We start from the raw sequence: 21,971 nt of genomic DNA, 5'->3' as shown, positions 1-21,971 counted from the left end.
AAATAATCAGAGTAAGAAAAAAAGCGTTACAGTGTAACGCTTTTTCTGTGAACTAATTTAGCTCATATTAATTAAGGCCGAGTACATCTTTACCTTGCTTGAAAGTTACATCTACCGGGATATTTGCTTGGCTTAGCTTTTCTAAGTCTTTAGCAAGCTCTGCTTTAATATCACCATGCGTAGCAATTAGCTGGTCAACTTTTTGGTAATCGCCATCACCTTGTAGGGTTAAAATCAAGCGTGATAATTTCGCCATAGCTTGGCCCATTTTTTCCATATTAACACTGTAAAGGCCTTGCTCGTTTTTAGAAAACGCCCCTTCTTGTGCGAAAAAGTTAAAACGGATCATATTTGCTTTACCATGAGCACTCGATGCACCAAAGCGCACTGAGCGGAAGATACCCGCCATAAAGGTAATATAGTAATCTTCTAATGTACCTTCGGTGATTTCACCTTTGTTAAGTAACTGCTCAACCATGTACAAACCTAATATATCGGCTTTGCCTTCTTCAAGCGCACTAGCGTGTTCTTGTAGTGATTGGCGCACTGTGCCTTTATTTGTAATGGTGTTTTTAATGCCTAAACCATGAGCCACTTCGTGGAACATAGTATTGGCAAAAAACGCATCAAAGGTGATGTGTTTGCGCTGTTCAGGAACGATTAGTTGCTCAGAGATCGGCACTAAAATTTTATCAAACTTAGCGCGCATCGCATTTTTAAGTTGTAAGCGACGAGTGCCTTTTTCAAGTTGCACTTGTTCGTCATTAGGTAAGTTGATAGCTATAGTTTTACTACCCGCATTTGAATGGCCTGCATAGTAAACAACATCGTATGCGTTTAAGTCTGCGTCAGAGCCTGGTACTTCTTGTTTATATTTGGCATCAACAGGCAAGCCTTTTTGTAGCTCAGGTAAAAATGCAGCAAACTTTGCAAGGCGTTCAGACCAAGCTAAATCTTTTACTAAAACATAAGATTCAAAGGCAGCACGTGAGCCAAATAATTGATCTTCATAGGTCTCGATTGGACCAATAACCACGTCAATAGGGTTATTCTTCATGTCCATCCATGCAAAATCAGATGCTTGATAATCATCATTTTGTAGTGCATCGGCACGTAAGTTTAAGTAGTTAGCAAATTCTTTGTCATCAGCTAGTTTACTTGCTTCACGTAACAGGTTAGCTGCTTTTTCAAGAGCTTGTGCGTATTCAATTGAATACGCTACGCTATAAAGTTTGCCACTTTCATCGCGCTTAATTACAGAGTAAAGGCCGTTTTTATCGGTTACATCTGATTTGTTTAGTTCTTCTTTAGTCATGTCAGCAGGATAAAACTGTGCGCCTGCCGTTTTTTCTTCATAGCCAGATAAAAACGCTTCATCGCCATTTAACCGATCCCATGGGCCGTAGTTTATATCGGCAAATTTTTGGATTTTAGGATCATTTATTTTAGCTAAAAATGATGCTTTATTTTCACCAAATGCTTGGCGCCAGAATAGGTCATCCATTATTTTTGACGCATCAATAAGCTTAGCAACTAGTGCTTTTTGGTTGTCACTTAAATGTGATAAATCAGTGGTTAAACTAAAGTCAGTATAGATATCTAAGCGACTAGCATCTGCATTAATAAGTTGTGGGCCGCCAACTTGTGTTTGTGTGACCGGGGTTGCAACGTCAGCAGAGGTTTTCGAGGTGCTGGCTTGTTCAGAACATGCGCTAAGAAAAACGGCACCGCTAAGGATGAGTGCTTGGCTTATTTTATTAAGAGTCATTATGTTGCCTGTTAAAAAGTGGATTTAATATATGCCCTAGGTACAAAGGACTGCGCTTCCTTGTTGTGTCAGCATTAAAGCAAATGTTATGCGTAAATAGCAAGCTTCCTTGACTCTAGGCTTTGGGTTATAAATTTTAGTAGAAAATAAACTAAACTATTTTCTGTAATTTTCTTAACTTTAGCGGTAACTTAGGCAATACTGTATCTAAAAGAATCCATGATTTGAGTATTTAAACAAATCATACAAAAGGATGACACATTTATGTCAACAGAAAACGCACTACTGACCATTTTGGTTGATCGTATTAATAATGACACGTTAGTTTTACCAACCCTACCAGAGGTTGCGGTACGTGTACGCCAAGCTGCTGATAATCCAGATGTAAATTTGGCGCAAATGGCTGATGTTATTTCCCATGATCCAGCATTAGCAGCACGGATGATTAAAGTCGCAAATAGTGCGTTTCTGGGACGCTCGGTTAAAGTTTCTAATCTTAATCAGGCGGTAACCCGCATTGGTTTGCGTCAAATTAAGAACATTGCGACGGCAATGGCGATGGAGCAGTTATTTGTTTCAAATAATGAATTGATCAAAGGGTATATGGACAAAGCATGGCAAAAAACGCTAACAGTAGCGTGCCATTCAATTACACTGCTGGAATTTTATTTAAAAGAAAACAAAAACACATCACTCAATCGCGACACCATTACCTTAGCATCGCTAGTTTATAATATTGGTGTATTACCTATCTTAACTGAAGCCGAACGCCATCCTGAAGTGTTTGCAAACCCAAGCTTTTTAGCACATGCGATACAAAAGCTCAGTGGTAAAGTAGGCGGTGCAATTATGCGAGCATGGGAATTTACAGATGAGTTTGTTGAGGTGGCCGAAAGCTGGGCAAACCCAAATTATCGCCCTGAGCATATTAGCTATGTTGATTTCATTCGTATAGGTGCCATCATGGAAGGTATTTTACAAGTCTCTGATAAGTCTGCGGCACTGCAAACTTATATTGATAAAGGCGTGATCCCATCGTTAGATATTTTCTCGACTGATGAATACAATGATATGCTCGATGATGTGAAATCGGTCTTTAGTTGAGCTAAGTCGTTAGTTAAAAAAGCGCCAAAAGGGCGCTTTTTTAGTATTTAAAACTCAGTCAGTATTTAGGCTAAGTCTTCAATGTCACCTAAGCCCGCTGTTAATTCCTCAAGCAGTTGTTTTATTTCTTCTGATGCAAGAATAAAGTCAGCATCAAGTTTAACTAGCATGTCTTCTTTAGGGATATCTGCGTTTTCTTCTTTTAATGTTTCTGAGTAACTAAGGCGTTTAATTGAACCGTCGTTTTGCAGCATAAACTTAAGCCGCTCTTGCCAATCAAGGGCTAGTTTAGTTACGCGTTTACCACTTTCAAGGTGTGATTTCACTTCATCACAGGCAAGGTCATGGCCTTTAAGTTTTACTTGCGCGCCACTGTCATCGGCTTCTTCAAGTTCAGCATCTGAGCCAATCGCAAAGCCTTCTGGGGTGCTAAAGTTGGTTAACCAGTCTGTTAAGAATACGTCTAAATCATAGTTAGCAAACGCAGGAACAACAGGTAACGTGCCTAATGATTTACGAAGTAACGCCAATAACTCTTCGGCTTTGTTAAAACTGCCGCTATTGACGACAACCCAGCCGTTTTCTTGGTCGATAAAAGCAAACTGCAAGCTCGATTTTTTAAATGCTTGTGGTAATAAGCTATGGAGAATATTTTCTTTTAGCTCATCTTTTTCTTTTTTCTTAACTGGGCGATTTTCTTCAGCTTCGATCTGTTCAATTTTTTCAGCAACCATGTCATTGATCACTGACGCTGGCAGTACTTTTTCTTCACGTTTTGCGCATACTAAAATACATTTTTGCGAAAAATGGGCAAGGGTATCACCGTGTTTACCAAAGGCTTTTGTCCAGCCAAAGGTACTTAAATCTTGGCTGCCACAAGGGCGAAATAAATCTTGTTCTAAGGCTTTATCAAAGTCTTCTTGAGTGTATGAAACGTCTTGTTTAAAGCGGTAACAAATAAGGTTACTAAACCACATAGGGAAATTGATCCATTCGGTAAATTTGCCCAATCATAGCAATAAAAAGCTGATGCGCAAATGACTGATTGGCCAAACGTTTAGCAATTAAGCAATGTCTTAGGCAATCAGTATCGCGACCTAGTTATTAAATATAGATAAAGGTTTTGGCATGTCTTTGGGGAAACTAATATGGTAGTGCAAGCCTTTTCCAGGTGAGCTGGTTACCTCAATTTCACCGCTGAGAGTTTGCTTGACCAAGTTAAAGGTGATGTGGGTGCCAAGGCCGCTGCCACCTTGATCGCGTTTGGTGGTAAAGAACGGGTCAAATAGTTTCTCTAGTTGTTGTTCAGTGACCCCATTGCCATTGTCTTTAAAGTCGATAATCACTTGGTCGTCTTCATCTTTAATTGCAATATCAATAATACCGTTATTGATGCCATCAAAACCGTGGATCAATGAGTTCATAATTAAATTAGTAAATATTTGACTGATCGCCCCCGCTGGCAGGTTGAGGATTAAATCGTCTGGGCAATCTAAATTAATTTGATGGCTGGTATGTTTAATTTTAGGGTGCAATGAACGAATGACTTCACCTAAATACTCTTTAAAGTTAATGGTGCGTACCGCTTCACTGGCTTGATCGACGGCGATTTGCTTAAAGCTGGCAACCAGTTCAGAAGCGCGGTCTAAATTGGTGGTTAATAGGTTGGTACTTTGCTTGGCATCATTAATAAACTCTTCCAGCGCTTTAGGAGAGAGGGTTTTATCTTTGTAGGCCGCTTCTATTTGTAATAGCCGCTCTTGTAAAAAAGAGGTGGCAGTAACACCAATGCCTACTGGTGTATTAATATCATGAGTAATACCGGCAACGAGTCCACCTAAAGCAGCCATTTTTTCTGAGCCTACTAGGCGCTCTTGTGCCATATTGAGCTCATCAACATAACGCTGCATTTCGGTTTGTTTAGTCAGTAATTCTTGTTCAGTATGACGGCGTAAATCAATTTCTTCAGTGAGTGTTAGTTTTTGTTTTTCTAGTTCGTATTTTTGCTGCTGTAAATCCATCATCGCCTGACTTAAGTTTGATGTTTTACGAGCTACTTCCTGCTCCAGTTGCAGGTTTTGTTGATCAAGTTTTTCGTTACTGATCATTAATTTCTTTTGTGTTTGTTCAAGCTCTTTACGGTATTGCACAACTTTATCGATTAATTTATTGAATGATTGCTCCATCACTTTTAATTCGTTGTGTTCACTCGTTTCTATCTCGATATGTTGTCCTTCGAGGTCGTTTAACTCAAGGTCTTCTATTTGCTCTGTCAATTGCGCTAGGGGTTCGGTGAGTAACTTTCTAAATGCCATTAAAAATAAGATGATCAAAAAAGTAGTTTTGATCATCGCATTACCAATTAAAAAGTAAATTGAGATCATAATACGGCTAAATACCACTTCTCGACTTGAGAACAGTGTGACATCACCGACTTGGGTGGCGCGTCCTGAAAATTCAAAGATCAATGGAAAGGTATAACCAAATAAGCCCGATGGGGTATCTTCAATAATGGCTTCTTCTTGCACTAATTGCTGACTGTACAGTTCGCGAATATCTAACGAGCGACCTAGCTGTGAGATTATTTCGCCGCTATCATCACGGACAATGATGCCTTCGATCATAGGAATCGCTAATAAACCTTCAGTAGTGGTGATGGTTTGTTTGGTGTTTAGTTCCCAAATAGCGCGAGTTAAACTACGGCTAAAGGTTTTTTGTAGAGTCGTTAATTCATCACGGATATAATCTTTCGTGTTCACATACTCTGCTATAACTTGCCCGCACGTCACTACAAAAGTTAATAAAAAGTAGACGGATAACACGCTGGTAAGTAGCTTCTTCGACAGGCTTTTTTGTAGCATGGGGGTCCCATAGCTCCTTTATTTTTTACACAAAGCTTAATTTATACCCTAGCAACGAGTACATTAAATACTAAAGTTAGCTAATAAATGTTTAAAAATAAATAAAATAATCTTATTTAGCCGTATATTGCCTATTTTTCTTTTTTTAGCAGAAACTTAAGCTTATCGCTGTTAAATTTTTGTGTTATAAAATCACAATCACTTTGTAACATTATGATTTTTTGAGTGACAATTAGCCTCACTCAGTGATCTATTATCGGTATTTTAGTTGTCAATATTATGAATTTTTCCGTATTGGTGTGTGATGATTCTACAGTAGCACGCAAACAAGTTGTGCGTTGTTTAAATGAATGTATTACAGCAGATATTATGCAAGCAAAAAATGGCCGCGAAGCCTTAGAGTTAATGAAAACGCATAATTTTGACTTATTGTGTCTTGATCTAACAATGCCTGAAATTGATGGTGTGCAGGTGCTTGAAAGTATTAAAGCGCAGAAAATTGAATGTTTTGTGCTGGTAATTTCTGCTGATATTCAACATGCAATGAAACAGCGTGTCGCAAAGTTAGGCGCTATTGATTTTATTGATAAGCCAATAGATAAAACCAGATTAAATGAAACCCTGCATAAATTTGGCATTCATTAGATTTGTTTATAACCAAAAAGCATAATTTATCTTTTTATTAAGGGTTGACAGAATAGCCATGTTTAAGGCAGTCTAAGGGCTATGAAAACAAATAATCACGTATTGACCATTATTATTACAACCACCATTCTAACTGGATAGTGGCATAGGTCGGTGCAACAAATTTAAAGGCCTGTGTTCACTAAGAACACAGGCCTTTTTTCGTTTTATGGGATGAGGAAACATAAAAAATGCGCGTATTAAAATTTGGCGGGTCGTCGCTTGCCGACTTTGCATGTTTACAACAGGTAGCTCAGTTAGTTAAAGCACAATTAAAAGATGAAATGTTATTGGTGTTATCAGCGCCCGGTGGCATGACCGATTCACTGGTCGCTTTAGCAAGTGCGGCAGAGCTGGGACTTGATTATAGCGAACAATGGGATGCACTCGTTACCCGTTGCGAAAGTTTAAAAGCGGCTGTTGCCGCTGACTTTGGAGAAGTACAGAACTGGCCTGATCTAAATGAACTGCAAAATAAATTAGCGGGGGTTAAGTTAATCCAATGTTGTCCAGATCAAGTACGCGCTTATGTGATTAGCTTTGGTGAACGTGTTAGCGTATCACTAATGCAATGCTTATTAAGTTCACACAACGCCCGTTACCTTGAAGCCACAGATTGCATCGCATCAACAGGTGGTTATAGTGATGCTGAAGCTGATTTAGCAGCAAGTAAAATTCGTTTTCAAGCTGCCTTAAAAGCCAACCCAGCTACTATTTATATCATGCCAGGTTTTACAGCCAGCAACGAACAAGGGCAACTAACTACTTTAGGTCGTAATGGTTCTGACTATTCAGCTGCAATCGCGGCAGCGTGTTTAGAAGCGCAAGTGTGCCAAATTTGGACGGATGTTGACGGTGTGTACAGTGCCGATCCGCGTTATATTAAAAAAGCCACTAAAGTAGATTTCTTATCATATAAAGAAGCAATGGAGCTGTCTTACTTTGGCGCGAAAGTGTTGCACCCTAAAACAATTCTACCCTGCGCTAAAGCGGGTGTGCCATGTGAAATTAAAAATACCCATAACCCAGATGCACAAGGCTCATTGATCAGTAATGAAAATGTGTCATCGGAGCCGGTAAAAGCCTTATCTAGCCTGCAAAACCTTGCCATGCTAACGGTGTCTGGCCCAGGTATGAAAGGCAAAGTTGGGATGGCATCGAAGGTATTTAATGCCCTTGCTCACGATAATGTATCTATCGTTTTAATTACTCAATCGTCATGCGAATTTAGTATTAGCTTTTGTGTTCATGAATCAGATTTACCGCTAGCTCTTGAAGCATTGCAAAGTGCTTTTGAACTTGAATCGCAAGCTGGTTTAATTGAGCCGGTGCATGTGCAACGCAACTTAGCAATTGTAACCCTAGTTGGTGATAATATGCGTGCTCACAAAGGCTTAGCGGCTAAGTTTTTTGCATCCCTTGCACAAGCACAAGTTAACATTGTTGCAATCGCGCAAGATTCAACAGAAAGTGCAATTTCAGCAGTGATTGATGGCGAGTTGTGCAACGATGCGGTTAAAGTGTGTCACGAAAACTTCTTTACTCATATTCCGTCAATTGATGTGTTTTTATTAGGCTGCGGTTTAGTTGGCCAAGAACTAATTCAACAATTAGAGCGTCAACAAGCATGGCTTGAAAAGCGTAACATCAAACTAAACTTGTACGGTGTGGCTAATTCTCGTCAGTTACACTTGGATAGTGAAGGCATTGCCTTTGATGATTGGCAACAAAAGTTAGCATTATCAGAGCAAGCTTTTGATTTAAAACTGGTTGAGCAATTTGTTAAACAAAACCATTTGATCAACCCTGTGTTAGTTGATTGTACGTCTTCAGATGCTTTAGCCGCGCAATATGTTGACTTTTTGAATGCAGGCTTTCATGTTGTTGCAGCAAATAAAAAAGCCAATACTAGCTCGTATCCATATTACCAAGAACTAATTGCCGCAACGCAAAAGAACAACCGTAAGTTTTTATATGAAACTAACGTTGGTGCCGGTCTGCCTGTTATTGATAACTTACAGTCACTATTTGGTGCAGGCGATGAGTTACTTGAATTCAGCGGTATTTTATCCGGTTCACTGTCGTATATGTTTGGTGCACTACAAGATGGCTTGTCATTATCAGAAGCCACTATTAAAGCCAAAGAAAGTGGCTTTACAGAGCCGGATCCCCGTGATGATTTATCGGGCACCGACGTGGCTCGTAAGCTATTAATTATTGCCCGTGAAGCCGGGTTGAAATTAGAGCTTAGCGATATCGAAGTTGAATCAGTACTGCCTGCGGGTTTTGCTGAAGGTGATGATGTTGCTGAATTTATGGCGAAACTACCAAGTTTAGATGCCGCCTTTAACGACCGCATTCAAAGTGCTGCTAGTGAAGGGAAAGTACTTCGTTATGTAGGTACAATCAAAGCTGGTCACTGTAAAGTTGGCATTGAAGCAGTTGATGCGACACACGCACTTTCAGTTATTCGTGATGGCGAGAACGCATTGGCAATATTGAGTGAATACTACCAGCCACGTCCATTCGTTATTCGTGGTTATGGTGCAGGCTCTGCGGTTACAGCAGCAGGTGTATTTGCTGATATTTTAAAAACACTATCGCGCTAGGAGAGAGCTATGATTGAAGTATATGCTCCGGCTTCTATTGGTAACTTTGCAGTAGGCTTTGATGCACTTGGCGCAGCACTTGCGCCAATTGACGGCACATTATTAGGTGACGTTGTGGCGGTAACTGCCGCGGCGACTGATGAGTTTGTTTGCTCAGGCGACTATGCACATAAATTGCCTAGTGATGCTAGTGAAAATCTCGCTTATCAGTGCCTTGTGCATTTTCGTGAACAGGTTGCGCCAACCATGCCAAGCGTAAAATTGGAACTGAAAAAGAATTTACCAATTGGTTCTGGTTTGGGGTCAAGTGCTTGCTCTGTAGTAGCAACATTTGCAGCCTTGGATAAATTTGCTGGTACACAGTTAAGTCAAGTGCAACTGATTGAGTTGATGGCAGATTTTGAAGCGATTGTCAGTGGTGGTCGTCATTACGATAACATCACGCCGTGTTATTTAGGTGGCTTACAGTTAACGGGTGACTTAATTCCAAATAAATCAATTGCCTTACCGGTTGATGAAAGTTGGTACTATGTGGCGGCTTTCCCTGGTTTCTCACTGAACACAGCTAAAGCACGTTCTGTGTTACCAAAACAACTCAGCATGCATGCCAGTGTTGAATTTGCGCAGCGCTTATCAGCGTTTAGTACTTTATTGTTAACTAGTCGCTTTGATGAAGCACTCTCCATTATGAGTGATGAAATCGCAGAGCCGCATCGTGCTCCCTTGATCAATGGTTTTAGTGAAGCAAAAGCGGCATTACCAGAGCTTGGCGCTGAAATTGTCAGTATCTCAGGTGCTGGGCCTACTTTATTTACCGTGTGTAAAACCCTTGCAGCAGCGCAGCAATGCGCGCAGTGGCTTGAACAAAACTATATTAATGAGCAGGGCTTTTGCCATATTTGCAAGCTCGATAACGCCGGCACGCGTCAGTTATAAGAATTTAAGGAATTAATAATGCAATTACATAATCTAAAAGATGATTCACAAAAAGTGTCGTTCGTTGAAGCGGTTAAAACAGGGTTAGGGCGCAATCAAGGGGTATTCTTTCCCGAGTCACTTGTACCTATTGCTGATATTGACGCATTGCTGGAAATGGACTTTGTTACTCGTAGCAGCAAGATATTATCGCACTTAATTGGTGATGAGCTGCCAGCGGATACTGTTGCACAGATGGTGCAAAATGCGTTTAACTTCCCTGTAAAACTAGTTGAAGTTGAAAAGAACATTTATTGTTTAGAGTTGTTTCATGGTCCAACGCTGGCGTTTAAAGACTTTGGTGGGCGCTTTATGGCTGAGTGCTTGGCGCAATTTAGCCAAGGTGAAAAAACCACAATCCTAACCGCAACTTCAGGCGACACTGGTGCAGCGGTTGCCCATGCATTTTATAATAAACCAAACATCGATGTAGTCATCTTGTATCCAAAAGGCAAAATCTCACTAGCGCAGCAAAAACTGTTCACAACACTGGGTAATAACATCCACTGTTATGCGGTTGATGGCAGCTTTGATGATTGCCAAGCGATGGTTAAAAACGCCTTTTTAGACGATGAAGTTAAATCGCGGTTAGGGTTAAATTCAGCAAACTCTATTAATATCAGCCGTCTGGTTGCACAAGTGTGTTATTACTTTGAAGCCATCGCGCAATTGCTAAAAGAGCAGCGTGCTAATGCACATATCTCAGTACCAAGTGGTAACTTTGGTAATGTGTGTGCGGCGATGATTGGTGCGGTCATTGGTCTACCGGTGGGCAAATTAAGCGCGACAACCAATCAAAATGACACAGTACCGCGTTTTATGCTGGATAAAAACTGGGCGCCAAATGCCACAATTGAGTCACTGTCAAATGCGATGGATGTGAGTAAACCTAATAATTGGCCCCGTGTACAAACCATGCTCGATAACAATTGGTTTAATTATGATGATTTTTATTCAACTAGCGTCAATGAAAATGACACGCAAGCAGTGATGAAAAAAATTCAACAAACCGGTTATGTGGCTGAACCGCATACAGCGATTGCTTATCAGGGCCTTAAAGCTAACTTAGCTACTGATTCAGCAGGTATTTTCTTAGCTACAGCACACCCTGCGAAGTTCAAAGAGAGTGTCGAAGAGATACTTGATATTGAACTTGAAATGCCAAAACCATTAGCGGATGCCTTAGCAAAGCCATGTTTAGCACAAGATATTAAAGATGATTACCATACATTGCGTGAAGAGCTATTAGCGAAGTTAGGTTAATCAAGACATTAAAATAGTACAATAAAAGCGCTATGAGCCTTATTTATAGCGCTTTTTTATTGCATTAAAGCTATTACTACAGTGGTTCCCGAGAGTTTTAAGGACGATTAGTTCGCATTAAAAAATTAAATGTAAGCTTGGTTTTAACATTAAATATTTTTATGTTTCAATAAAAAAATATCATTACAAAAGCACTGTGAATTAAATTCAATCCCTGTTTAAATATGTTCATCTTTACACCATAGGCAAATTGACGTTTTCAGCGTATAATTCAGCCTTTAAAAAATACCATACACGTTGCCCTAGGAGCCCCCATGTTAGAACGTAGCATGAATATTTCGGATTTTGATCCAGAGTTATTTGACGCAATCAACAAAGAGACTGCTCGTCAAGAAGAACACATTGAGCTAATTGCATCTGAAAACTACTGTAGCCCACGCGTACTTGAAGCGCAGGGATCACAGTTAACTAATAAATATGCTGAAGGTTACCCAGGCAAGCGTTACTACGGTGGTTGTGAGCACGTTGACGTTGTTGAACAATTAGCGATTGACCGTGCCAATGAATTATTTGGATCAGATTACGCAAACGTTCAGCCACATGCGGGTTCGCAAGCGAATGCAGCTGTTTTCTTAGCACTTTTAGATGCGGGCGACACTGTACTAGGCATGAGCTTAGCGCATGGTGGTCACTTAACGCACGGTTCACATGTAAGCTTCTCTGGTAAGCTTTACAATGCAATCCAATATGGGCTTGACGAAGCGACAGGCGAAATTGATTACGCACAAGTTGAAGCGCTTGCTCTTGAGCACAAACCAAAAATGATCATCGGTGGTTTTTCAGCATACTCAGGTATTGTTGATTGGGCTAAATTCCGTGAAATCGCTGATAAAGTAGGTGCTTACCTGTTTGTTGATATGGCTCACGTTGCGGGTCTTATTGCTGCTGGCGTATACCCAAGCCCAGTACCTCATGCACATGTTGTTACTACAACAACGCATAAAACATTAGCGGGTCCTCGTGGTGGTTTAATCATCTCTGCATGTGGCGACGAAGCGATTTACAAAAAGCTAAACAGCGCTGTATTCCCTGGCGGCCAAGGTGGTCCTTTATGCCATATCATTGCAGCAAAAGCAGTGGCATTTAAAGAAGCACTACAACCAGAGTTTAAAGTATACCAAACACAAGTTGTTAAAAATGCCCAGGCTATGGTTGCTGTAATGCAAGAGCGCGGCTACAAAATTGTTTCTGACAAAACAGAAAACCACTTGTTCTTACTTGATTTAATCGATAAAGACATCACTGGTAAAGACGCTGATGCAGCATTAGGTAATGCTAATATCACTGTTAACAAAAACTCAGTGCCAAATGATCCGCGTTCACCGTTTGTGACGTCTGGCTTACGTATTGGTTCTCCTGCAATCACGCGTCGTGGTTTTAAAGAAGCAGAATCAAAAGAGCTTGCTGGCTGGATCTGTGACGTACTAGACAACATCAATGATGAGTCTGTACAGGCACAAGTAAAAGAGAAAGTTAAAGCAATCTGTAAAAAATTACCAGTTTACGCTTAATTGTTAAGCTGACAGTAATTTAGATCACAATAGCGTTGTTTTTTGCTATTATAAAGGCCGCTTAAAAGCGGCCTTTTTTGTTTTTTAACGGAAGCTAATACTTATGCATTGTCCATTTTGCACCGCAAAAGATACCAAAGTGATTGACTCGCGCCTTGTTGGCGGTGGTCACCAAGTAAGACGTCGTCGTGAATGTAATGAATGCCATGAACGCTTTACTACCTTTGAAGGGGCAGAGCTTGTAATGCCAAGAGTGATCAAACAAGATGGCAGCCGTGAACCGTTTAATGAAGACAAACTGCTTAATGGTCTTCATCGCGCATTAGAAAAGCGCCCCGTCAGTACAGAACAAGTTGATGAAGTAGTTAATATCATCAAATCGCAATTACGTGCCACAGGTGAGCGGGAAATTTCCAGTCACCTGATTGGCGAATGCATCATGGAAGCGCTGAAAAAACTCGATAAAGTAGCGTATGTCCGTTTTGCTTCAGTGTATCGCTCATTTGAAGATATCCGCGAATTTGGTGAGGAAATCGCCCGTTTGGGAGAATAATATGCACCCAACGCAATTTACTGAATACGATAAAATTTATATGGCGCGCGCGATTGAGCTTGCCAAACAAGGGCGTTTTACCACGACACCTAACCCTAATGTGGGCTGTGTGCTGGTAAAAGATAATATTATTGTTGGCGAAGGTTTTCATCAAGTTGCTGGCCAAGGTCATGCTGAAGTTAATGCACTAATGATGGCTGGCACACAAGCAAAAGGCGCAACCGCTTACGTTACCTTGGAGCCATGCAGCCATTTTGGTCGCACCCCCCCTTGTGCAGAAGGCTTAAAAGCCGCAGGGGTAGCAAAAGTGATTGCGGCCATGGTTGATCCCAATCCACAAGTAGCAGGTAAAGGCTTAGCCATTTTAGCCGATGCAGGGATTGAGGTTGCATCCGGTTTACTAGAGCCTCAAGCTCGCTTGTTAAACCGTGGTTTTTTAAAGCGTATGGAACAGGGAATGCCGTTTGTTACCTGTAAAATGGCGGCAAGTCTAGATGGTAAAACCGCGCTTAAAAACGGGCAGAGTAAGTGGATTACGGGCACTGCAGCTCGTCAAGATGTGCAATTACAGCGTGCGCAAAGCTGCGCGATTTTAACGGGGGCAGACACAGTATTAATTGATGATGCAAAACTCAATGTGCGTGTTGATGAACTGCCTGAACCGTTGCCGACTCAATTACCGGTTCGCCAGCCTGTGCGTATTATTATCGATTCACAAAATCGTTTAACGCCAGATTTTGCCTTATTTAGTATCGCAAGCGAGATAATAATTATCACCACTGAGCTTGATAAATCAGTGTCATGGCCGCATTACGTAACTCATCTTGTAGTGCCCGAAAAAGATAATAAAGTTGATTTAAAGGCCGCATTACAACAGTTGGCACAACAGCAGCAGTTTAATCATATTTGGCTAGAAGCAGGGGCAACCTTAGCAGGTAAAATGGCGGAATATAATTTAATCGATGAGTATATTGTCTACCTTGCGCCGAAATTGTTAGGAAATGATGGTAAAAGCTTACTAAACTTTGCGGAACTGACCTCTATGCAAGAGGCGATTGATTTAACTATAAACGAATGTGTACCGATTGGTGATGATATTCGTATTACTGCAATACCACGTTTAGTTGCATTGCCTTAACCAAATTATTTAAAGAGTAACGACTATGTTTACTGGGATCATTGAAGCGACTGGCACGATCAGCGAATTACAGCAAAAACAAGGCGACTTAGCTATTCGCATTCAAAGTAATAACCTTGATATGGCGGATGTCAATTTAGGTGACAGCATTGCAACCAACGGTGTGTGTTTAACCGTAGTAGCAAAGCACAGCGATGGTTTTAGCGCTGACTTATCTAATGAAACGATTGGTTTGACAGGCTTCGCACATTATAAACAAGGGCAAAAAGTAAACCTTGAAAAAGCCATGCAACCGGTGTCTCGCCTCGGTGGGCATTTAGTGTCTGGTCATGTTGATGGTATTGCGACAATCACCGCAATCACACCTAATGCCCGCGCCGTTGAATATTGGCTCAGCACCGATGCACAATTGATGAAATACATTCCTTATAAAGGTTCAGTGTGTATTGATGGCATTAGCTTAACGGTAAACGCGGTAGACGCTAATACCTTTAAACTGACCATTGTGCCGCACACCAGTGAGCAAACGACTATAGCCGATTTTAAAGTTGGCACACAAGTAAACTTAGAAGTCGATCAAATAGCCCGCTATTTAGAGCGCTTGATCAAAGGCGCAGAGCAACCAGCAAGTTCAGATATTTCAATGAGCTTATTAGCTCAAGCTGGCTTTATAAAGTAAAAATACTCCACAACTTATACGAGCAGATTATGAATTTACACAGCGCACAAGAAATTATTGATGACATTAAAGCCGGTAAAATGGTTATTTTGATGGACGATGAAGACAGAGAAAATGAAGGCGATTTAATTATTGCCGCGGAACATATTAGTGCTGAAGCAATCAATTTTATGGCAACGCACGGCCGTGGTCTGATCTGCTTAACGATGACCCAAGAGCGTTGTGAGCAACTAGACTTACCACTGATGGTGAAAAATAACGGCGCTGCTTTTTCAACTAACTTCACTATGTCCATTGAAGCTTCTAAAGGGGTGACTACCGGTATTTCTGCAGCCGATCGTGCGCGTACAGTGCAAGCGGCTATTGCCAAAGGTGCAGTACCTAGCGATATCGTGCAACCTGGGCATATTTTTCCAATTATGGCACAACCCGGTGGCGTGTTAACTCGTGCAGGGCATACAGAAGCGGGTTGTGATTTAGCGCGTTTAGCAGGATTAGAGCCATCATCAGTGATCGTAGAAATTCTCAATGCCGATGGCACAATGGCGCGTCGTCCTGATTTAGAAGTGTTTGCTGAGCAACATAATATTAAAATCGGCACCATTGCTGATCTTATTGAATACCGCAATATAAATGAAACGACTATTGAACAAGTGGCCAAGTGTAAGTTGCCAACTGTGCATGGTGAGTTTGATTTAGTAACTTATAAAGATACCATCGATGGTCAACTGCACTACGCGCTATTAAATGGTGAAGTAAAAGCGAATGAGCCAACTTTAGTGCGCGTTCACTTACAAAGTACCTTTAACGATATTTTATTATCAGATCGCAGTGCCGACAGAAGCTGGGGTTTATCAGATGCGATGGCTTATATCGCAAAACACCAAGGGGTGTTAGTGATCCTTGGCAAACAAGAGTGCACGGATGAGTTAGAAGCAACGGTGAAAGCCTTTGCCGCCGAAGATGCTGGTGAGACAGTAGCACACCGTAAATTCCAAGGTACATCGCGCACTGTTGGTGTTGGCTCACAAATTTTGGCTGACTTAGGCATAGAAAAAATGCGCTTAATGAGCCTGCCTAAAAAGTACCATGCATTATCAGGCTTCCACCTAGAAGTGGTTGACTACGTAGAACCACAATAAGCACGACGCTTAAACTAGGCTATTATTTTATTTATATGGTATGATGCGCAGCAATTTTTGCGCAATCGCAACCGCTTGAACTTATTTTTTAGGGTTATCGAATGAAAATTATTGAAGGTAATAAATACGCTCCGGGCAAGAAATTCGCTATCGTAATCTCTCGCTTTAACGACTTTATTGGTAGTAGCCTTTTAGCCGGTGCTGTTGATGAATTGAAACGTACTGGTGGTGTATCAGATGATGATATTACTGTAGTTTATGTACCTGGTGCGGTTGAATTACCTTTAGCAGCGAAACGCGTTGCAGCAAAAAAACAGTATGATGCAATTATCGCTTTAGGCGTAGTGATCAGAGGTGGTACGCCACACTTTGATCTGGTCGCGGGCGAATCGAATAAAGGCTTAGCGCAAGTGTCGCTTGAGTACGATATCCCAGTTGCATTTGGCGTATTAACCACAGAAAGCATTGAGCAAGCGATTGAACGCGCGGGCACTAAAATGGGCAACAAAGGCGGCGAAGCTGCTTTAGGTGCACTTGAAATGGTTAATGTGTTAGATAAAATTTAAGTTTAAGGAATTTTTGTGAAACCAGCAGCAAGACGTAAAGCACGTATCTTAGCACTTCAAGCCGTTTATTCTTGGCAATTAAGCGGCAATGCAATTGCCGATATTGAACAACAAATGTTGATCGAAAACGATGTAACTAAAATTGATGTTGAATACTTTAAAGATCTTTCGCGTGGTGTTGCGGTAAATCATAAGCAACTAGACGAAGCCGTATCGCCACATTTAACTCGTCCATTTGATGAGTTAGACCAAGTTGAACGCGCTATTTTACGTTTAAGCAGCTATGAGCTGAAATTCCGTGAAGATGTACCATATAAAGTGGCTATCAATGAAGGTATTGAGCTTGCTAAAATTTTTGGCGCAGAAGATAGCCATAAATTTGTTAATGGTGTACTTGATAAAGCGGTAAAGCATTTACGCAAGTAATGTAACCGTAAAAGGAGAGCCGGCATAGGCCGGCTTTTTTGTGTATGAAGGAATTTGAATTAATCAATCGCTACTTTAAAGGTCGCGGTATTAGTCGCCGCGATGTTAATGTAGGGATTGGTGATGATTGTGCTTTGGTGACTGTGCCAGAGAACTGCCAATTAGCCGTTACGACAGACACACTTGTCGCTGGCGTGCACTTTTTTGATGATATTGCACCGCGCGCTTTAGGTCATCGTGCATTGGCGGTAAATTTAAGTGATTTAGCGGCAATGGGGGCTGAGCCTACATGGATTTCGGTAGCGTTAACCTTACCGAGTATTGACGTTGAGTGGCTTGAAGAGTTTACCGAGGGCATGCATGAAATTGCCGAATACTTTAATGTGCAAATTATTGGTGGTGATACCACGCAAGGCCCGTTGACTATTACTATTTGTGCAAAAGGCACTGTGCCGCAAGGCAAAGCTCTACGCCGTAGCGGTGCTAAAGTAGGCGACTGGGTTTATGTCACTGGGCCACTAGGCGATGCAGGTCTTGCCATTGAAGCGCGTAAACAAGGGATTAAAATTGCTCCCGAGTATTTAAGTTATGTTAATCAGCGATTTGATTATCCGACACCGCGGGTTGCTGCAGGGCAAATGTTGCGTGGTCTAGCATCGGCCGCTATTGATATCTCTGATGGACTGGTCGCAGACTTAGGCCATGTACTGGCTATGTCTCAAGTGAGTGCCTGTATTGATGTGAATAAAATACCAACCTCAGATGCAATGCGTGCTACTTTAGATCCAAATCAGCAACTGCCTTTTATCCTCAATTATGGGGATGACTATGAGTTACTCTTTACTGTGCCTGATAGTAATAAAAGTATGTTGGAAGTGAAATTACAGCAATACGGGGTTGATGCCGCCTGTATTGGTCAAATAAAAAGTGGTGAAGGGCAAATCGAGTTAATGCTTGATGGCGAAAAGCTAGCGTATGAACATACAGGTTTTGAGCACTTCACCAAGGAGTCGGTTTGAATAAACCCGCGTTATTTAATTTAAAACGCCCTCATCAATTTTTTGGTTTGGGTTTTGGTTTAGGGCTGGCGCCGAAAGCACCCGGTACATTTGGTACCTTTGCAGCACTGCCTTTTATTTTTACTACTATGTATTTTCCGCTGTGGTTACAAATAGTGTTTGCTGTGGTGATCAGTGTTTTTGGCCTTTGGGCATGTGGAAAAACCGCCGATGATCTTGGCGTTCATGATCACCCTGCTATCGTGTGGGATGAAGTGGCCGGATTTTACATTACCATGATAGGTGCAGCGATCAGTTGGCAATCTTTATTGGTTGGCTTTGTACTGTTTCGCTTTTTTGATATCGTTAAACCTGGGCCTATTCGAATACTTGATAAACGCCTACACGGTGGCTTCGGTATTATGGCAGATGATGTTTTAGCGGGTATATTTTCATTAATTTGTGTTCAGGCATTGTTTAAAATGGGTTATTTGCCCTTTTAACCTTAGTTTTTGCAACGAGGTATTGACGTTATGATGCGGTTTTTATTGGTTATTATTGTGCTGTTATGCAGTATGCCAAGTAAGGCGTCAATTACCGACTATGTTGTACAGCAATGGAATATGCAAAATGGCTTACCTTCGCAATCACTGAAAAGTGTTGTACAGGATGAGCAAGGTTATATGTGGCTGGGCACTCAGTTTGGCCTCAGCCGTTTTGATGGTAATACATTCACCAATTACAACACCTTAAATAGTGACTTTTTGCCCAGTAATGGCATCAATAAGTTGTTGATTGATAGCCAAGGCTATTTATGGGTTGGTACTAAAGATGGCCTTGTGGTGATAGATCCAACCACAATGGCAGCGCAAGAATTCACGGTGAAAGGCCCTGTACGGGATATTATAGAAGATGCTAAAGGCAGTCTTTGGGTTGCTGCCAACGGCTTATATTTTGTATCTCGCAATCAAATCAACCTCAGTATAAATAATGGCTCATATGTACCTGTGGTAACAGCCAGTTCAGTAAAGCAAATTGTTGGTACTGTCAGTCAGCTGGCATTATCGCCAGAAGGCATTTGGCTGGTAAACGAACGCTACTTGCTGCGCTTAACTAATTCTTCTTCTGATTTTGCCAAGTTACGCTTAGAGCTGACTGCAAAAATATCGCTCCCAGAACGCTTAGCACAAACCATTATTCATGATTTAGCCTGGCTTGAAGGTAATTTATATTTAGCGTCAGAACTCGGTGCTTACTTTTTAGATTTAGATGATGAGCTAAGACCTTTCCCGCTGCCCAATGGCAATAACTCTGCGGTCTATAAATTTATGAGTGACTCCAACGGAGCATTGTGGATTTCGACCTATGGGCGTTTATTATTTCGTGATAACTCAGGTGATTGGCAATGGGTTGAACCTAGCCAGCTTGACCAAAGTATTTGGTTTGCCGATTTATTTCGCGATAATGATAATAACATTTGGCTAGCCAGTTTTAGTGAAGGCTTATGGCTTGCCCACGAAGGGCGTATTGAGCGCCACTCAGCTATATCGCAAATGACCGAGGCGGTAATGGCAATTAGCCAAGCTCCAGATGGGCGATTGTGGGTGGCAAACCGCAGTGGGGTGGGCTATTTTGATCTCAATAAAAACTTCATTAATCAGATACCAAGTAATCAATATGGCCGTGCTGCTGTGCATGATCTCCAGTTTGATGGCTCGCGCTTATATATCGCTACCGGTCGTGGAGTGTTTTTTTATGAAAATAACACCTTATTCGCAGTCCCAGGGCGTGCCTTAAAAGATAATCCGGTGTTCGCAATTAGCCGCTCTAGCAAAGGCGGGTTCTGGCTTGGTACAGGAAGGGGAATGTATCGACTGAGCTATGGAGGTTTAACCCCGTTTGCATATAACGCATTTTTAGGTAGTAAGTTTATTACCTACGTTGTTGATGAAGCAAATTTTGGCCTAATTGGTACCAGTAAAGGGGCTTACTATTTTACTGATCGTGGCATAGAAAAAATTGGCGATCAAACTAGTCTTGAAAGTGCTTATGTTACCAGCATTCTAAACATTGAAGGCGTTGGTATCTTGATCGGCTCATTAAATGACGGTTTGTTTTATCGCAGTGGGCAAGGATATTGGCGTCAGTTAGATGCAACCAATGGGTTACCTTATGGATCAATTTTCAGTTTACGCTACGATGAAAAGCTAAAGCGAATTTGGGTGAGTACCATGAAAGGTGTTTACCGCATGCCAGTTGAGCAATTTAGTGGCGATATTGAAAGTTTAAAAGTAGAGCAAGTAATTTCATCTTATGATCGCCAGCTGGATGGTAAAGCGAGCCAATGTTGTACTGGTTTAGGTCATGATGCTGTGGCTGAGTCGGGTAACTCAATCTGGTACCCAAGCTTACAAGGTGTGGTAGAAATCCCCAAAGACATTGAGTTATTTGGTATTAAACCATTAAAACCCAAAGTTGAGAGTTTAAATACAGGGCTACGTAAACTTGCTACAGCGGCGCTAGGACGTAACCCAGAGTTAGAAATTGATGAGCGTGATATCACCCTAAAATACACGGCAATTGACTATTATGCGCCAACCAGTATTGAATTTCGTTATCGCTTAAGTGGCCTCGACAGTGATTGGCGTTATGCTAATACTCGTCGCGAAGCTATTTATACTAATTTACCGCCGGGTGCATTTTTATTCCAGCTTGAAGCTAAACGCCAAGGTGAAGGTTGGCAAAAGGCGCAACGTACAGAATATTCATTTGTGGTACCAAGACGTTTCGATGAGACAATTTACTTTAGACTGCTTATTACCAGCAGCTTTATTTTGTTATTTTATTTGGTGTTCTGGGCATTTAGAAAGCAAGAGCGTCGTAAACAAACCGCACTAGAAAGCCTGATCACAGAGCGTACCGGTGAGCTACGTCAAGCGAATGATAAACTTAACCAAGTTAACTCGCAGCTTAAATTAATGAGTCACTCTGATGAGCTGACAGGACTTCGTAGTCGGCGTTTCTTATTTGATCAATTACCAAAAGATATCGAGCATTTCCAGCGTAACTCGCAATCATTACAAGCGCAGGGTAAATCCTTAATACTGTTAATTATTAATTTTGATAATTTTAGCCGTATTAATGATGCCCATGGGCCGATTGGAGGGGATAGTTGTTTGCAGCAAATGGCCGCATTACTTAACTCACGTACTCAGGGCTCAGATTATGTAGCGCGTTGGAGTGGTGATGAGTTTTTATTACTATTACGCGACTTTAAACGCAGTGCTATCGATAGCTATGTTGCTGAGCTTTGTAAAGTCATAGCGCAGCACACATTCAAACTACCTAGTGGCGATAATATTAATTTAACCGCATCAATTGGTTTTTCATTTTATCCATTACCGTTATTAGGCGGTCAAGTGATAGGTTGGGAAACATCGGTGAACTTAGCCGATATCGCACTGCATCAAGTGAAAAAACGCGGCGGCGATGGTGTAGCCAATATCACCTTTGATGAACAGCTAGATGCCTTTGAATTTGAACAAACTAATAATGTTGAGCAGCAGCTGAGTGTATTGCAAGCTAATGGTTTAGCCGATATTAAAGTTTGGATGCGCTAATTAAACCCGATAAT

The 21,971-nt window shown here is 41.3% G+C and carries 18 protein-coding genes; 15 read left to right on the top strand and 3 right to left on the bottom strand.

The genetic code is table 11. From position 1 onward, the window contains the following. Window positions 1–67: 67 nt before the first annotated feature. Window positions 68–1,768, bottom strand: a complete 1,701-nt coding sequence (locus NDQ71_RS07695) for a Zn-dependent hydrolase (protein ID WP_192542046.1) — start codon at window positions 1,766–1,768, stop codon at window positions 68–70. Between the two features lie 264 nt (window positions 1,769–2,032). Here NDQ71_RS07695 and NDQ71_RS07690 point away from each other — a divergent pair, with 264 nt between their 5' ends. Further along, a complete protein-coding gene (locus NDQ71_RS07690) occupies window positions 2,033–2,872 on the top strand; it encodes an HDOD domain-containing protein (RefSeq protein WP_192542047.1) in 840 nt (279 codons plus the stop codon). A gap of 65 nt (window positions 2,873–2,937) precedes the next feature. On the opposite strand, the gene rdgC is transcribed toward NDQ71_RS07690, so the two are convergent. Together rdgC and NDQ71_RS07680 are read right to left on the bottom strand one after the other, a co-directional pair. Next, the gene (rdgC, locus tag NDQ71_RS07685) at window positions 2,938–3,849 is read right to left on the bottom strand and encodes a recombination-associated protein RdgC (protein ID WP_192542048.1); all 912 of its coding nucleotides are present in this window, start codon (window positions 3,847–3,849) and stop codon (window positions 2,938–2,940) included. Between the two features lie 120 nt (window positions 3,850–3,969). Continuing rightward, window positions 3,970–5,733 (bottom strand): HAMP domain-containing sensor histidine kinase, encoded by a 1,764-nt coding sequence (locus NDQ71_RS07680; protein WP_192542049.1) that lies wholly within the window; start codon window positions 5,731–5,733, stop codon window positions 3,970–3,972. Between the two features lie 279 nt (window positions 5,734–6,012). Here NDQ71_RS07680 and NDQ71_RS07675 point away from each other — a divergent pair, with 279 nt between their 5' ends. The 14 genes from NDQ71_RS07675 to NDQ71_RS07610 all read left to right on the top strand — a co-directional run bounded on the left by NDQ71_RS07675 (window position 6,013) and on the right by NDQ71_RS07610 (window position 21,957). Further along, complete coding sequence (locus tag NDQ71_RS07675) at window positions 6,013–6,378, top strand: response regulator (protein WP_192542050.1); 366 nt, start codon at window positions 6,013–6,015, stop codon at window positions 6,376–6,378. A gap of 230 nt (window positions 6,379–6,608) precedes the next feature. Continuing rightward, the gene (gene thrA / locus NDQ71_RS07670) at window positions 6,609–9,026 is read left to right on the top strand and encodes a bifunctional aspartate kinase/homoserine dehydrogenase I (RefSeq protein ID WP_301562530.1); all 2,418 of its coding nucleotides are present in this window, start codon (window positions 6,609–6,611) and stop codon (window positions 9,024–9,026) included. A 9-nt stretch (window positions 9,027–9,035) separates the two neighbouring features. Further along, the gene (gene thrB, locus NDQ71_RS07665) at window positions 9,036–9,962 is read left to right on the top strand and encodes a homoserine kinase (RefSeq protein ID WP_064667284.1); all 927 of its coding nucleotides are present in this window, start codon (window positions 9,036–9,038) and stop codon (window positions 9,960–9,962) included. An 18-nt stretch (window positions 9,963–9,980) separates the two neighbouring features. Further along, on the top strand, window positions 9,981–11,264 hold the full coding sequence (gene thrC / locus NDQ71_RS07660) for a threonine synthase (RefSeq protein WP_301562529.1): 1,284 nt from the start codon (window positions 9,981–9,983) through the stop codon (window positions 11,262–11,264). A gap of 314 nt (window positions 11,265–11,578) precedes the next feature. Next, complete coding sequence (gene glyA, locus NDQ71_RS07655; protein WP_064667286.1) at window positions 11,579–12,835, top strand: serine hydroxymethyltransferase; 1,257 nt, start codon at window positions 11,579–11,581, stop codon at window positions 12,833–12,835. Between the two features lie 103 nt (window positions 12,836–12,938). After that, window positions 12,939–13,388: a transcriptional regulator NrdR gene (gene nrdR, locus NDQ71_RS07650; protein WP_016708083.1), complete on the top strand. Its 450-nt coding sequence runs from the start codon at window positions 12,939–12,941 to the stop codon at window positions 13,386–13,388. A 1-nt stretch (window position 13,389) separates the two neighbouring features. Next, entirely contained in the window at window positions 13,390–14,526 is a 1,137-nt protein-coding gene (ribD, locus tag NDQ71_RS07645; protein ID WP_301562528.1) for a bifunctional diaminohydroxyphosphoribosylaminopyrimidine deaminase/5-amino-6-(5-phosphoribosylamino)uracil reductase RibD, read from the top strand. A gap of 25 nt (window positions 14,527–14,551) precedes the next feature. Then, window positions 14,552–15,205, top strand: a complete 654-nt coding sequence (locus tag NDQ71_RS07640; protein WP_064667288.1) for a riboflavin synthase — start codon at window positions 14,552–14,554, stop codon at window positions 15,203–15,205. A 29-nt stretch (window positions 15,206–15,234) separates the two neighbouring features. Beyond that, a complete protein-coding gene (gene ribBA, locus NDQ71_RS07635; RefSeq protein ID WP_192542054.1) occupies window positions 15,235–16,347 on the top strand; it encodes a bifunctional 3,4-dihydroxy-2-butanone-4-phosphate synthase/GTP cyclohydrolase II in 1,113 nt (370 codons plus the stop codon). 101 nt (window positions 16,348–16,448) lie between these two features. Next, window positions 16,449–16,913, top strand: a complete 465-nt coding sequence (ribE, locus tag NDQ71_RS07630) for a 6,7-dimethyl-8-ribityllumazine synthase (RefSeq protein WP_064667290.1) — start codon at window positions 16,449–16,451, stop codon at window positions 16,911–16,913. Between the two features lie 15 nt (window positions 16,914–16,928). Then, window positions 16,929–17,339: a transcription antitermination factor NusB gene (gene nusB, locus NDQ71_RS07625; protein ID WP_192542055.1), complete on the top strand. Its 411-nt coding sequence runs from the start codon at window positions 16,929–16,931 to the stop codon at window positions 17,337–17,339. A 44-nt stretch (window positions 17,340–17,383) separates the two neighbouring features. Next, entirely contained in the window at window positions 17,384–18,358 is a 975-nt protein-coding gene (gene thiL, locus NDQ71_RS07620; RefSeq protein WP_301562527.1) for a thiamine-phosphate kinase, read from the top strand. Further along, window positions 18,355–18,840, top strand: coding sequence for a phosphatidylglycerophosphatase A (locus NDQ71_RS07615; RefSeq protein ID WP_283710215.1), 486 nt, complete (start codon window positions 18,355–18,357; stop codon window positions 18,838–18,840). The genes thiL and NDQ71_RS07615 overlap by 4 nt, the downstream gene beginning before the upstream one ends. A gap of 30 nt (window positions 18,841–18,870) precedes the next feature. Continuing rightward, the gene (locus NDQ71_RS07610) at window positions 18,871–21,957 is read left to right on the top strand and encodes a ligand-binding sensor domain-containing diguanylate cyclase (protein ID WP_301562526.1); all 3,087 of its coding nucleotides are present in this window, start codon (window positions 18,871–18,873) and stop codon (window positions 21,955–21,957) included. Window positions 21,958–21,971: the final 14 nt, after the last annotated feature.

It is taken from the genome of Pseudoalteromonas sp. KG3 (assembly GCF_030436385.1).
GTDB lineage: Bacteria > Pseudomonadota > Gammaproteobacteria > Enterobacterales > Alteromonadaceae > Pseudoalteromonas > Pseudoalteromonas prydzensis.
This window is presented reverse-complemented; position numbering and strand designations above follow the sequence as displayed.

Bases quoted from the DNA above. Each gene is read 5' to 3' on its own strand.
- ribD (WP_301562528.1), top strand. From the start codon at position 13,390: ATGCACCCAACGCAATTTACTGAATACGATAAAATTTATATGGCGCGC.
- thrB (WP_064667284.1), top strand. From the start codon at position 9,036: ATGATTGAAGTATATGCTCCGGCTTCTATTGGTAACTTTGCAGTAGGC.
- ribE (WP_064667290.1), top strand. From the start codon at position 16,449: ATGAAAATTATTGAAGGTAATAAATACGCTCCGGGCAAGAAATTCGCT.
- NDQ71_RS07610 (WP_301562526.1), top strand. From the start codon at position 18,871: ATGATGCGGTTTTTATTGGTTATTATTGTGCTGTTATGCAGTATGCCA.
- nrdR (WP_016708083.1), top strand. From the start codon at position 12,939: ATGCATTGTCCATTTTGCACCGCAAAAGATACCAAAGTGATTGACTCG.
- NDQ71_RS07690 (WP_192542047.1), top strand. From the start codon at position 2,033: ATGTCAACAGAAAACGCACTACTGACCATTTTGGTTGATCGTATTAAT.
- thiL (WP_301562527.1), top strand. From the start codon at position 17,384: ATGAAGGAATTTGAATTAATCAATCGCTACTTTAAAGGTCGCGGTATT.
- NDQ71_RS07695 (WP_192542046.1), bottom strand. From the start codon at position 1,768: ATGACTCTTAATAAAATAAGCCAAGCACTCATCCTTAGCGGTGCCGTT.
- NDQ71_RS07640 (WP_064667288.1), top strand. From the start codon at position 14,552: ATGTTTACTGGGATCATTGAAGCGACTGGCACGATCAGCGAATTACAG.
- ribBA (WP_192542054.1), top strand. From the start codon at position 15,235: ATGAATTTACACAGCGCACAAGAAATTATTGATGACATTAAAGCCGGT.
- rdgC (WP_192542048.1), bottom strand. From the start codon at position 3,849: ATGTGGTTTAGTAACCTTATTTGTTACCGCTTTAAACAAGACGTTTCA.
- NDQ71_RS07675 (WP_192542050.1), top strand. From the start codon at position 6,013: ATGAATTTTTCCGTATTGGTGTGTGATGATTCTACAGTAGCACGCAAA.
- thrA (WP_301562530.1), top strand. From the start codon at position 6,609: ATGCGCGTATTAAAATTTGGCGGGTCGTCGCTTGCCGACTTTGCATGT.
- glyA (WP_064667286.1), top strand. From the start codon at position 11,579: ATGTTAGAACGTAGCATGAATATTTCGGATTTTGATCCAGAGTTATTT.
- NDQ71_RS07680 (WP_192542049.1), bottom strand. From the start codon at position 5,733: ATGCTACAAAAAAGCCTGTCGAAGAAGCTACTTACCAGCGTGTTATCC.
- thrC (WP_301562529.1), top strand. From the start codon at position 9,981: ATGCAATTACATAATCTAAAAGATGATTCACAAAAAGTGTCGTTCGTT.